This window comes from Amycolatopsis sp. NPDC021455, from assembly GCF_040640995.1.
GTDB lineage: Bacteria > Actinomycetota > Actinomycetes > Mycobacteriales > Pseudonocardiaceae > Amycolatopsis.
The window spans coordinates 1-12,957 of record NZ_JBFACT010000120.1; the positions used below are offsets into that span (position 1 = coordinate 1).

10 protein-coding genes are annotated in these 12,957 nt (G+C 72.2%); 2 read left to right on the forward strand and 8 right to left on the reverse strand.

The window, feature by feature from the left end:
• Window positions 1-132: 132 nt before the first annotated feature.
• The 7 genes from AB0G28_RS47785 to AB0G28_RS47815 form a co-directional block, all read right to left on the reverse strand.
• A complete protein-coding gene (locus AB0G28_RS47785) occupies window positions 133-1,695 on the reverse strand; it encodes a hypothetical protein (protein WP_361105811.1) in 1,563 nt (520 codons plus the stop codon).
• A gap of 2 nt (window positions 1,696-1,697) precedes the next feature.
• On the reverse strand, window positions 1,698-3,671 hold the full coding sequence (locus AB0G28_RS47790; protein ID WP_361105813.1) for a hypothetical protein: 1,974 nt from the start codon (window positions 3,669-3,671) through the stop codon (window positions 1,698-1,700).
• Between the two features lie 69 nt (window positions 3,672-3,740).
• The gene (locus AB0G28_RS47795) at window positions 3,741-5,048 is read right to left on the reverse strand and encodes an alpha-glucosidase/alpha-galactosidase (RefSeq protein ID WP_361105816.1); all 1,308 of its coding nucleotides are present in this window, start codon (window positions 5,046-5,048) and stop codon (window positions 3,741-3,743) included.
• A gap of 33 nt (window positions 5,049-5,081) precedes the next feature.
• Window positions 5,082-5,963, reverse strand: a complete 882-nt coding sequence (locus tag AB0G28_RS47800) for a carbohydrate ABC transporter permease (RefSeq protein WP_361105819.1) — start codon at window positions 5,961-5,963, stop codon at window positions 5,082-5,084.
• Entirely contained in the window at window positions 5,960-6,937 is a 978-nt protein-coding gene (locus tag AB0G28_RS47805) for a sugar ABC transporter permease (RefSeq protein ID WP_361105822.1), read from the reverse strand. The genes AB0G28_RS47800 and AB0G28_RS47805 overlap by 4 nt, the downstream gene beginning before the upstream one ends.
• 9 nt (window positions 6,938-6,946) lie before the next feature.
• Window positions 6,947-8,212 (reverse strand): extracellular solute-binding protein, encoded by a 1,266-nt coding sequence (locus AB0G28_RS47810; protein WP_361105824.1) that lies wholly within the window; start codon window positions 8,210-8,212, stop codon window positions 6,947-6,949.
• Window positions 8,213-8,441: 229 nt separating this feature from the next.
• Window positions 8,442-9,983 (reverse strand): AMP-binding protein, encoded by a 1,542-nt coding sequence (locus AB0G28_RS47815; RefSeq protein ID WP_361105827.1) that lies wholly within the window; start codon window positions 9,981-9,983, stop codon window positions 8,442-8,444.
• 124 nt (window positions 9,984-10,107) lie between these two features.
• On the opposite strand from AB0G28_RS47815, the gene AB0G28_RS47820 reads away from it, so the two are divergent.
• A complete protein-coding gene (locus AB0G28_RS47820) occupies window positions 10,108-10,902 on the forward strand; it encodes a LuxR C-terminal-related transcriptional regulator (protein ID WP_361105830.1) in 795 nt (264 codons plus the stop codon).
• A 123-nt stretch (window positions 10,903-11,025) separates the two neighbouring features.
• On the opposite strand, the gene AB0G28_RS47825 is transcribed toward AB0G28_RS47820, so the two are convergent.
• Entirely contained in the window at window positions 11,026-11,364 is a 339-nt protein-coding gene (locus tag AB0G28_RS47825) for a hypothetical protein (RefSeq protein ID WP_361105833.1), read from the reverse strand.
• Between the two features lie 317 nt (window positions 11,365-11,681).
• Here AB0G28_RS47825 and AB0G28_RS47830 point away from each other — a divergent pair, with 317 nt between their 5' ends.
• The gene (locus tag AB0G28_RS47830) at window positions 11,682-12,884 is read left to right on the forward strand and encodes an ROK family transcriptional regulator (RefSeq protein ID WP_361105836.1); all 1,203 of its coding nucleotides are present in this window, start codon (window positions 11,682-11,684) and stop codon (window positions 12,882-12,884) included.
• Window positions 12,885-12,957 lie beyond the last annotated feature (73 nt).

Genomic DNA, 12,957 nt, shown 5'->3' on the forward strand with positions numbered 1-12,957 from the left:
GTCTTGAACGAGTCGTTCGAGACACCCCAGGTCCTGAACGACTCGTTCAAGACATGAGCGGGCGCATCCCGGCCCGCGGTCAACGAATCTCGGGCGCACGACGCCGGCTCCGGCTCCGGCTCCGGCTCCGGCTCACGAGTAGGTCCAATGGCCGAGCCAGGATTCGCGCCACGCCACCGTCAGCTCGCTCACTCCGTCCACACCGGATCGGTCGACGTGGGCCTTCCACGCTTCCTCGAGCGCCGCGCACAGCTTGGCCGCGGGTGGTTCGCCGCCGCCGGAGGAGAACCCGCGCAGGGCCGACCGGGGCACGGCCAGCTTCGCCTTGCCGCGGATCACCGACTGCTCGGTGGCGCGGCAGATGAGGTACTCGACGGTGGCGGGCTCACCCTCCGAGGCGGTCGTTCCCGGCACCGGCACCTGGGGCGCGACCTGGGCCAGCGCTTGGTACAGGCAGTCCAGCGGGGCGGCGAGGCCCTGGTGCTGGCGGGCGATCTCCCACGAAACCCAGACGGCCAGGCAGTCGGGCGCCTGGCCCGGGCGGTAGGCGAACGCCGGACCCGCGAAGGTCTGGTAGTCGCCGCTCGGGTCCTGCGCGGCCGAGCCGGGTCCGTCGGGGTCGGGTGGCAGGCCGAGCCGCTTGAACAGCTCGCGCAGCAGCTTGTCCGGCCGGGCCGGGGCCGAGGACTCGCCGAGCAGCTTGCCCAGGATGCGGTTCAGCCGGTCGGCGGCCACGCCGTGGATCGCCAGCTGCAGGTGGACGAACGCGACGTCCGAGAGTGTCGTGCCGGCGCAGCCGACCACCCCCACCTGGGGATAACGCTGCAGGAAGGAGACGACCGCGTGCGTGGAGCCGATCCGGGCCGGTCCGGCGAAGGTCACCGGCAGGATCGTGGCGATCCGCTGGCGGGACCGGAGGTCGCCCTTGTACAGCGGCGAGAACTCGCCGTCGGCGTGGGAGATCTCGAACCAGTTCCCCGGCCGGTGCCCCGGGCGCGTGTCGGCGAGCCAAAAGCTGTAGCCGTGCTTCTCGCACAGCTCCCGGAACCGGTCCGCCAGTTCGAACCGCGCGGCCGCGGACATGTCCCGCAGCGCGATCGCGAACCGGACCGCCAGCGACGCGTACGGGGACGCGACCTCCTTGCGGGTGCGCAGGTCGTGGTTGCGGGTCTTCACGATCGTCGGCAGCTGGACCGGGCACTGCAGCGACAACAGCGGCGCGTCGACGAGCGCGGACGCGGCGTCGGAGATCTCCCGCACCAGGTCGCGGACGGCCAGGCCGTGCCATTCCGACACCTCGCGCGCCGCCGGGTCGATCGCGATCAGGCCTTCGAACGTCTGCGCGGACTCGTAGATGAACGTCGGGTTGGGCGAGGTCGTCTGGCGGAAGACCCACCCGCCCGCGTTCTGCGCGGGGCGTTCGGCCGGCGGTCGGCGCTCGGCTGCTTCGACGCCGTCCAGGGGCTTGCGCGTGTGGGTGCCGATCACGACGCCGGCGCCGTTCGTGGCCGAGCACAGCGTCTCCAGGAAGACCGCGCTGTCGGAGTCCGCGGCCACGAGGTCGCGCAGGTAGCCGGGACGGGCCATCGCGTGGTGCACCTCGAAGTCCACCTCGGTCACCGGTTGGCGCGCTATCTCGAAGCCGGCCCGGGCCAGGTCGGCCACGTTCCGCACGGAGATCCGCCGGCCGCGCATCCTCACCACCGCCCCGAGGAGTCGAACCGCACGTCGGCTTCGAGCGGCTTGCGGCGGTCCCGGCCGCCGTTGCCCGCCCACCGCGGCACTCCGATGCGGGACAGCGGGATCGCCGAGCCCCGCCACGACGCCTGGCCGAACAGCACGAGCGCGGCGAGCACCGGCAGGCCCACCGCGACCGTGAGCGTGGCCTGCACGACCCCACCCCCACTTTGCGTCGCGACGGCCGCGGCGAACGCGGCGACGGCCGCGATGCTCAGCTGGACCAGCGCGCGCGGCAGCGTGCCGAGGTAGCCCAGCACCGTGCGCCGCGGCGGCAGCGACAGGCGGCTGTAGAGGAAGCCGGGCAACAGCAGCAGCATGGTGATCACGGACTGGCCGTCGCCGATGTGGCCGAGCGCCTCGGTGGCGGCCCGGCCGTACGGCCACGGACTGCCGACCAGGAGCCAGCCGAGGACGAACGAGACCGTAGCCACGGCCAGCGCGTAGAACGTCACGTTGAGCGGACCGGACTGCGTGGAGTCCTTGAGCACGAGGGTCGCGCGGATCCGGACGTGGTCGCCGCGCGGGTCGCGGCCGCCGGACCGGCGCCAGTACGCCCGCGCCTCGTTGTCGGCGATGCCGTTGACCAGGACGAGATCCTGCCCGAACTCCCGGTCGGTCAGCTCGCGCGCGGCCTCGCGGAGGTTCGCCGAGGTGAACTCCGGGTGCCGCCGCAGCGAGTTGTCCAGCTCGCCCGACTCCGTCCGCACCGCTTCGCCCGTCGTCGCCGCGGCCGCGAGCCGGTGGCAGACCGGCAGGCTGCGCGGGGAGAGCTCCACTCCCGACTGGCCGGCTTCCCACTTGCGGCGCCGAAGCAGATCCGCCAGGGGGCGCAGCACGGTCTGCGCCTGGAGCTCGAGGATCTTGTGCCGCGCGCCGTCGGCTTCCTGCAGCGGGGCGGCGTCCTGCCGTTCGGCCAGCGAGACCAGGTCCTCGGCCAGGCCGTCCACCTGGTGCTGGTCGGCGTCCGTGGACAGGTACATCCGGGCGATCTCGGCTTCCGGCGCGGTCCTGGCCACCAGGTGGTAGGACTTCAGCGTCGCCGGGATCATCGTCTCGTAGGTGACGACGTAGCCGCGGCGGCTGGAGGCCAGCCGCCGCCACTGCTCCTTCGCGGTGGGCTGCCGCGCGTCGACGTGCAGCGGGGTTTCGTAGCTGAGCCGGTGTTCCTCGACCGAGTCGTCCAGCGCCACCACCAGCATGTAGTCGCGGACCGCGACGTCGAGCAGGTAGGCGTATTCGACCAGCAGGTCGGCACAGCCGTCGAGGATGTCCAGCGCCAGTTCCCGGCACTGCCGCCCGTATCCGGGCACCGTCCCGCCGGCCGCGGCCGGCGTGAACTCGTCCTCCGGGTGGTTCCGCTCGGTGAGCAGCGTCAGCAGCGCCTGCTGGACGAGCCAGCGGGGTTCGTGCACCTGGAACAGGAACATGTTCAGCTCGTGCTTGGCGGTCTGGGCGTGCTCGTCGCCGGCGAGGATGCCCCGCAGCAGCCGGTAGAGCCCGGCGGCGACCAGCCGCGACGCCTCGTGCTGGGTGAGCCGCGGCAGCTTCTGGCCCGAGCTGTCGAACACGTCCACGGGCGAGACGTCCCGGCGTGGCAGCCGGGCCAGCGGCACCCACAGGGACCGTTGCCGAGCCGGCCTCGAGGCGGCCCGCTCGCCGTGCTCCCGGCCGATGAGGTCCTGCAGCTGCGCGGTGGCCTGCCGCTGCCCCTCGTCGAGCAGCTTGAGGCTGACGTCGACCTCGGTGCTCCGCCGGGCGGTGCCGTGCTCGACGACGGTCAGCCGCTCGGTCAGCCGCCGCACGTGGTTCAGCCGCAGCGAGGTGTCCAGCAGCGCCAGCCCGACGGCGGCGCCCTGCCGGGACAAGCGCGGCGGGGCGCCGGGAATGGGGATCGTCTCGATCGCGTGCCGGAGACTGTCGATGCCGTCCACACCACAGAGAGTAAGCGGTACCGCGCCCTGATACGAGCAAACGCGGAAATGCGGCGGAACAACGGACGATCACGGGCCGAGGACGGCACGCAGCGCGGGCTGGAGCCGGTCGCCGTGGGCGCGGACCAGGTCGTCGCAGAGCTCGAAGATCCGCTCCACCGGCAGCGTGGCCGCCGTGGCGGGGTCGGTCATCGCCGCGTGGCGGATGTGGCGTGGGTCGTCCTCCACCGCCGCCCGCACCACCAGGTCGTCGACGCTCAGGTACGTCCGGTTGAGCGCGGCCAGCTGCGGTGGCAGCGCGCCGATCCGGGTCGGCCGGACGCCGGTGCCGTCGACCAGGCACGGCACCTCGACCACACCGCCGGACGGCAGGTTCTCGATCAGGCCCCGGTTGACGACGTTGCCGTAGACCGTCCGCGGGGTGCCGGTGACCATGCTGTGGACGATCTGGGGCGCGTACTCGCCCGTGCCTTCGACGGGCAGCGGCTCGTCGCCCGCGAGCGCCCGCCGGGTCCGCTCGTACTCGGCTTCGTTCTCCGCGACGATGCCGAGGTAGTCGCCGATCGGCAGGCGGAGGCGCTCGACCTCGCTGTCGTGCTTGAGGTACCAGGGCACGTACTCGGCCGAATGCTCGCTGGTCTCGGTCGGGTAGTAGCCGAGCCGCCGCAGCATGTCGAAGCGGACGCGCCGCCGCAGCTGCCCGTCGGACTCGGCCAGCTCCCGCAGCCTCGGGTACAAGTCCGCGCCCGCGTGTTCGAACCGCAGCACCCACGCCTGGTGGTTGACGCCGGCCGCGACGTAGGTGACCTCCTCGAACGGCACCCCGACGAGCGCGGCGAGCCCGTGCACCGTCCAGTACACCGAATGGCACAGCCCGACGACCCGCGTCAGCCCGGTGGCCTCGCTCAGGTACTGGACGTTCATCGCCATCGGGTTCGTGTAGTTCAGCAGCCACGCCTCCGGGCAGACGTCCGCGATGTCCGCCCCGAGTGCCTTGAGGAAGGGGAACGTCCGCAGCGCGCGGAAGATCCCGCCGATGCCGAGGGTGTCGCCGATGGTCTGGCGCAGGCCGTAGCTCTCCGGGACCTCGAAGTCGGTGCGCGTCGCCGCCGCCATCCCGATCTGGACCATGTTCACGACGAAGTCGGCGCCCGACAACGCCTCCCGGCGGTCCGCGTGCGCGGTGAGCACCGGCTTGACGCCCCGCACGGCGGCGATCCGCCGGGCCGCGGCGAGCGCGGTGGCCAGCCGGTCCGGGTCGATGTCGTGCAGGGCGACGTGCACGCCGTCCAGCTCCGGGTAGGCGAACAGGTCGGCGAGCAGGCCCTGGGTGAACACGACGCTGCCCGCGCCGACGAAGGTGATCTTGGGAGACATGGGAATCCGATCAGGTCTGTACGAAGTGGACAGTCAGCCCTTGAGCCCGCTGGAGGTGACCGACTGGATGAACGTCTTCTGCGCGCCGAGGAAGGCCAGCAGCACGGGCAGCACGGTGATGACGTTGCCCGCCATCACCGCGGCCCAGTTCGTGTGGTGCTGGCCCTGGAACGTCGTGAGCCCCAGCTGCAGGGTGTAGGTCGTGTCGTGGTTGACCGCGATCAGCGGCCAGGTCAGGTCGTTCCACGTGCTGAGGAACGTCAGCACGGCCACCGTGCTCAGCGCGGGCCGCGACAGCGGCACCACGATGGTGAACAGCACGCGCAGCCGCGAGCAGCCGTCGATCCACGCCGCCTCTTCGAGCTCCCGGGGCAGCGACAGGAAGAACTGGCGCAGCAGGAACACCGCGAACGGCGTCACCAGTGACGGCACGATGAGCGCGCCGAGGCTGTCGATCAGGCCGAGCTTCTTCATGACGAGGAACGTCGGGATCATGGTGAGCTGGAACGGGATCGCCATCGTCGCGACCATCAGCGCGAGCAGTGCCCGGGAGCCGGCGAACCGCATCCGCGCGAACGCGTACCCGCCCAGCGTGCCGAACAGCAGGTTCGACACCACGGTCACCGCCGAGACGATCAGCGAGTTCGTGAACCAGCGCACGAAAAGCGCGTTCTCGAGGACATAGCGGTACCCGGCGAAGTCCACATGGGACGGCCAGAGCGCGGGCGGGAACTTGTTGATCTCGGCGTTGCTCATCACGGAGCTGAGCAGCAGCCACACCAGCGGCGCCGCGAACACCAGCGCCAGCGGCACGAGCAGCAGGTGCCAGGGGCTGAAGGGCAGCCGGGGCCGGCGCAGCGTGGGCAGCGCGGCGCGGGTCGCGGGCACTTTGAGCCGGGCCGGCTGTGTCGTCATCGGAGGGCCTTCCCGGGCCGGCGCAGCAGCCGAACCGCGACCACGACGACCAGCAGGGCCAGTGCGAGCACGTAGGCCGACGCCGCGCCGTAGCCGGCGGTGAAGTTCTTGAACGCCTGCTCCCAGACGAAGTAGACGATGACCGTGGTCGAGCCGAGCGGGCCGCCCTTGGTCGTCACGTAGACCAGGTCGAACACCTGCAGCGACGTGATCAGCTGCCACAGCACCAGGAACGCCGTCACCGGGGTGACCGCGGGCAGCGTGACGTGCCGGAGCACGCGCCACGTTCCGGCGCCGTCCAGCCGCGCGGCCTCGACCAGCGACGGCGGGACGTCCTGCAGCGCGGCCAGGTACACCACGACGCAGAAGCCGGTGCCGCTCCACAGCGTGATGCCGACCAGCACCAGCAGCGCCTGCGCCGGGTCGGTCAGGAACCCCTGCGGCGACACGCCGAGGTGGTGCAGCAGGGAATTGGCCGCGCCGAACTGGGGGTCGAGGATGAAGGAGAACAGCACGCCCTGGGCCGTCGCCGACAGCACGAACGGGACGAACACGAGCGTCCGGTAGACGCCGACCCAGCGGATGCGCCGGTTCAGCGCCTGCGCCAGCAGGAACCCGAACAGGATGCTGAGCGGGACGTAGAGCACCGTGTACAGCACGGTGTTCCCCACGGCCTGGGCGAAGTGCGGGTCCTGGGCGAGCGCGGCGTAGTTGTCCCAGCCGACCCAGCGGCTCGGGGTCACCAGGTCGTCGGCCTGGAAGGACAGCACGAGCGACCAGGCCACGGGCACCACGCCGAGGCCGAGGATGATGAGCACGGCGGGGGAGACGTAGGCCCACGCGGCCGCGGTTTCGCGGCTTCGCCGGCGTCTTGCGGGCGTGGCCGGGGTTTTCGGGGGTTCCGGGTGGCGGAGCCCCTGGCGCGAGGCGGGGCCTCGGCTGGGCACGGTGATGGGCCTCGGAAGTCCGGGCATGGTGGCTCCCTATCGCGGAATGATCAGGGCGGCGTTCGCGGCCGCGGCGCAGTCGCGCATCGCGTCGGCCGGGGTCGACCGGCCGAGCAGGACGGCGACGATCGCGGTGCCGAGCGCCGCCGACACCTGGGGGTAGGCCGGGTGCACCGGCCGGACGCGGGCGTTCTCCAGGGCGTCGACGAAGACCGGCAGGCCGGGCGTTTCGGCGGTTTTCTCGCCCCACGCGGGCAGTTGCTGCGTCCGGCGGCTCAGCGGGAGGCTGCCCGCGCCGTCGTCCCAGCGGACGTCCTGGGCCGGGTCGGCCAGCCAGGACAGGAAGGTGCGGGCCGCCGCGACGCGTTCTTCGCCGTTGTCGAACAGCGTCCAGGTGTCCGGGCCGGAGATGGTGACCGGACGGCGGCTGAAGCTCGGCAGCGGCACGACCGCGTAGTCGATCCCGGCGTCGGTGATGTCGGGCAGCTGCCACGGGCCGGTCGCGACCATGCCGATGTGCCCGGCCTGGAACGCCTGGTACATCTGCTCGCTGCCGGTCTTCGGGTCGAGGTAGACGGTCTTCGCCGCGGCGAGGTCGCGGACGACCTCCAGGGCACGGACGCCCTGGTCGGCGAACCCGATGCCGCGCCCGCCGCGGCCGACGACGTCACCACCGAGGTCCCAGATCATCGGCCACAGCCGCCACACGGTGTCCTCGTCGCCCGTGGCGGGCCACGCGGTGCCGAAGGTGCCACTGCCGGCGTCGGTGAGTTTCCTCGCCGTGGCGACGAAATCGGCCCACGTCCAGCCCGCCGCGGGCAACGGGATCCCGGCGCCCGCGAACAGCTCCTTGTTGCACACCACGGCGAGTGAGTCGAGCAGCGCCGGGACCGCGCGGACCCGGCCGTTGACGGTGACCGCTTCCCGGGCGGGTGCCCAGAAACCGGGGCCCGCGTCGACGAGGTCGGTGACGTCGACGACGCTGGGGCTGCGCGCGACGCTGGCGAGGTCCGAACCGAAGACGTAGGCGATGTCCGGGAACGACCCCGACGCGAGCGCGGCGGTGATCTTCTGGAGCATCGCGTCGGCGAGGACGCCGCCGCCGAGGTCGATCCGGATCCCGGGGTGGGTCCGGTGGAAGTCCGCGACGAGCTCTTCCAGGACCTTCTTGCCGGTGTCGGTCTGGCCGTGCCAGACCTCGACCGTGACCGGGCCGCCGGCGGAGCGCGCCGGGGCGCAGCCGGCCACGGCGGTACCGAGGGCCAGACCGGCGGCGCCGCGCAGGAACCCGCGGCGGTCCATCAGCGGGTTTTGCCTGTGCAGCCGGGAAACCGAACGCGGGGGGAAGACATCATCGAACTCCGGATGATGGTGGGCACGACCCCGCCTCGGACCGTGAACGGGTCCTGGCGACTCAGTCCGGGCTCGCGGTTAAGAGACCGACATACCGGCTGGGCATACCTCTGCACGTCGGGAGTGGCGTTCCGACGTGCAGAGCAGTAAAGCGAGCGGCGCCGGGCCTGTCAAGGGTTCACCGTTGCCGCAGCAGGTATCGCTGGACCTTCCCGCTCGGCGTCTTCGGCAGCGCGTCGATGAAGTGCACCGAACGCGGGTAGGCGTGCTTCGAGTACTCCTCCCGCACGAGGCGCTGGAGATCCGCGGCGAGGCCGTCGTTCGCTTCGGCCTCTTCGGTGAGGACGACGAAGGCTTCGACCACCTCGCCGCGGATGCCTTCGGGGTCCGGACGGCCGACGACGGCGACGTCCGCGACCGCGGGGTGGGTGATCAGCACGCTTTCGACGTCGAACGGCCCGATCCGGTAGCCGGCGGCCAGGATGACGTCGTCGTCGCGGGCGGTGAAGAAGAAGTACCCGTCGTCGTCGACGCGGCCGGAGTCGGCGGTGAGGTACCAGCGCCGGTCCCCGGTGAACCGCTCCGAGGTCTTTTCCGGCTCTTCGTGGTAGCCGGTGAACCAGAGCAGGGGGCTGTTTTCGACGTCGATGGCGATCTGGCCGCCGACGGTGCCGGCGGTGTAGCCCGGCATGGGCTGCCCCATCGAGCCGGGCTTGACCGGCCGGGCGACGTCCGGGTGCCAGTGGTTGTTGACGACCATGCCGAGCTCGGTCTGGCCGTAGTGGTCGCGGACCTCCGTGCCGAGCGCGTCACGCGCCCAGTCGACGATCTCAGGCGTCAGCGGCTCGCCGGCCGAGGAGGCCCGGCGCAGGCGCAGGTTCCGGGCCAGGCCGCTCTTGCTCAGCGCCCGGTAGATGGTCGGGGCCCCGGCGAAGTTGGTGACGGCGAACTTCTCGATGACGGCCACCGTCGACTCGGGAGTGAAGCCGGCGTCGAGGAGGAGGTTGCGGCGGCCGGCGGCCAGCGGGGCCAGGATGCCGTAGTAGAGGCCGTAGGCCCAGCCGGGGTCCGCGGCGTTCCAGAAGACGTCGTCTTCGGTGACGTCGAGGCCGTAGTGCAGGTAGCAGTGGAAGGACGCCAGGGCGCGGACCGGCACCGGGACACCTTTGGGTTTGCCGGTGGTGCCGCTGGTGAACAGCTGCAGCATCGTCCCCCGGCCGCCGACCGCGACCGAGGTCGTCAAGGGTTCGGATTCTTCGACGAGCCGGTCGAACGCTTCGCCTGTCTCGAGGACGTCGATGCCCTGGATCGGGTCGAGTTTCGCGCCCTGGGACGGCTCGGTGACGACCAGCTTCGCTCGCGAGGCTTCGACGCGCATTTCGATGGCGCCGGTGGCGAACGCGGTGAACAACGGGACGTGCACGGCGCCGAGCCGCCAGATCGCCAGGAGGGTCGTCACCAGTTCGGGGCGCTTGCCCATGAGGACCGGCACCCGGTCACCGCGCTGGACACCTCGTCCGGCGAGGACGGTGGCCAGCCGCCGGGAGCGGTCGGCCAGCTCACCGTAAGTCACCTCGTGCGAGGTGAGATCCGGCGCTGTGAAGGTGAACGCGACGGCCTCGGCGTCGTGGCGGTCGCACAGCAGGTGCGCCACGTCCGCCTCCGGCGAGTCGTACGCGGCCAGCCAGGCTTCGACCGCGTCGGAAGGGTGAGGCTGCACGACGACCTCCGGGTTCGTCCGGTCCATTCGGGACGGCGGGCGATTGTCACCGCGTGACCGCCCGGGTCACACTGTGGTGGTGAGCGAAGAGGCGAGCCACCCTCCGAAGAGGGGGGTGGATCCGGTGGCGCCGGCGGTCGCGGCGGCCCTGGCGAGGCTGCGCGCCCGTACCGGGGTGAGCCTGGCGTTCGCCGGCCGGGTCACCGAGTCGGGCGTGCTGCTGAACGCGTTCGACGGCCCGGTAGTCGGCCCGCTCCGCGGAGTGCTCCTCGGCGCCGGGCACGGCGTCGGCGGCCGGGTGGCCTACCAGCAGCGTGCGCTGTCCATCCAGGACTACGTCGGCTCACCGGCCATCACCCACCGCTACGACCAGGTGATCCGGGCCGAATCGCTGCGCGCGATGGCGGCGGCCCCGGTCATAGTGGCGCGGCGGTCCGTCGCGGTGCTCTACGTCGCCCTGCGCACCAGCCAGCGCGAGATGGGCCGCCTGCTCGACGCGGTTTCGCACGAAGCTCGTGCGCTGGAACAGGATCTGGCCGTCACGGACGTGCTCCGGCGGCTGCGTGAGCAGCACACCGCCGAGGACGGCGTCCGGCGTTCACGGGTGGCCGAGGCCTACGCGGACCTGCGGGCCCTCGCCGACGAGGTCGGTGACCCCGGGCTGCGCTCGCGGTTGCTGGACACGGCCGGCTTGCTGGTCGACCCGTCGCCGGGCGCGGGGGTACCGCACCTGACGGCCCGGGAAGCGGACGTCCTGGCGTTGCTGTCCACGGGGCTGTCCAACCAGGGCATCGCCGAGCGGCTGGGCATCGGCCTGTACACGGTCAAGGGGCACGTCAAGAACATCCTGGCGAAGCTCGGTGCCGAGGGCCGGATGGAGGCCGTGGCCCGGGCCCGGCGCTTCGGCCTCACGCCGTGAGCGGGCCGGTGCTTCGCGCCGCCGCAGGTGAGCAGCCGCTTCAAGCCTTCCTCGGACGAGGTGCCCGGCGTCGCCGTGTGGATCGGGAGCCGCTACTCGTGGCACGGGTCCGTCGCGGCGGCCTCAGTCCCGTTCGGGCCAGTCGAGAACCTCCATCAGGACTTCGTCGGGCGGGCCGTCGACCGGGCCGCGGACGGGTGGCGCGCCGGGCCTGCCCCAGTCACCCGGGGCGAACCGCGCGCCGATGGTGTGCATCTTCTCGTCCATCAGGTCGATCGACACGACGTCCTGGTGGGTGCCGGTCGTGTGGTGGCCGACGAGCCGCTCCGGTACCGCCGAGCCGGTCGGCACGCCCCGCCAGATCCAGCCGCGCTGACGGGACAGGAAGAGCACGCCGCTGGCGCGTTCCCACGCGAGGGGAACTTTCGACCAGGAGTGGGGGGAATCGGTGCGGTCCGGCATGCCGTGCACCTTCTCGTGTCACATGAATGTGACGGCAACGCGAATCGTCGATTTCCCCCGATCGGGTGGCAAGCCCAGTAACCGGTGGCCACGCTGCGGGTGGCACCGGCGGGAAAGGCGGGACGGGCCGGCTGCTCGAATTCCTGACGGAAGGCATGATGAACGCGAATCGTTCGCACCCGCGCAAATCCTCCGGAATGATTTCCGTGATTGTTTCGCGTGATTGTCAGGCCTGCCGTTACGTGCGCGACGAGGATCCCGCGCGACTTCGGCGGCGTCGCTCTGACCGGGGCGGCCGCCGGACTAGGCTGAGGCGAATGAGCGCGGCACCCACCCCGGAGCAGTCGATGGTCGAAACCCGGCACCAGACCCGGTTGCTGACCCTGCTCCGGGACGAGGGGCCGATGTCGCGGGTCGAGCTGGGGGAACGCCTGGAACTGCCGCGCGCCCGGGTGGGCGCCGAGGTGGCGCGGCTCGCCGAGGTCGGGCTCGTCGAGGCCGCCGGGCCGTCGGCCAGCCGGGGCGGGCGGCGGTCGACGCTGGTCCGGCTCGCGGGCGACCTGCGGGTGCTCGCGGTGGACGTCGGCGCGACGTCGGTCGGCGTGGCGGTCACCGACGCTTCGTGCGAGGTGCTCGCGCACGCCGTCGAGGACTGCGATGTGCGGCAGGGGCCGCACCCGGTGCTGCGGCGGGTCGCCGAGCTCGCCGGGAAGGTCCGGGACGAGGCGCCCGGCCGGCTGGTCGCGGCCGGCATCGGGCTGCCGGGGCCGGTCAGCTTCGCCGAGGGGATGGCCGTCGCGCCGCCGATCATGCCCGGCTGGGACCGGTTCAACGTGCGCGACCACCTCGGCGGGCTCTGGGGCTGCCCGGTCGCGGTCGACAACGACGTCAACGCGATGGCGCTCGGCGAGCGGCACGCCGGGGTCGCGCGCTCGACCGACGACCTGATGTTCGTCAAGATCGGCACCGGGATCGGCTGCGGGATCGTGCTCGGCGGCAAGGTCTACCGCGGGGTCGCGGGCACGGCGGGCGACATCGGGCACATCCGGCTCGACGACTTCGGCCCGACCTGCGCGTGCGGCGAGGTCGGCTGCCTGGAGGCCTACTTCGGCGGGGCCGCGCTGGCCCGCGACGGGCTGGCCCTGGCCCGCAGCGGCCGGTCGGCCCACCTGGCCGAGGTGGCCGCCGAACGGGGGGCCGTCACCGCCCGCGACGTCGGCCGGGCCGCCGCGGCGGGCGACTCCGGCGCGGTCAACCTCATCCGCGACGGCGGGCGGCGGCTCGGCCAGGTCATCGCCTCGCTGGTCTGCTTCATCAACCCGGGGATGGTGGTGATCGGCGGCGGCGTCGCCCAGCTCGGGCACCAGCTGCTCGCCGAGGTGCGCAGCGCGGTGTACCGGCGCTCGCTGCCGCTGGCCACCGGGAACCTGCCGATCGTGCTGTCCGAGCTGGGCGAGACGGCAGGCGTGATCGGGGCCGCCTGGTCGGCCACGGACCGGGCGTTCACGCTCAGCAGCTGAGGGGCCCAGGCTCCTGGACCAGCGCCCCGGCGACCGGCACCAGGACACCGCCGGCCGCGGCGAGCATGGCCAC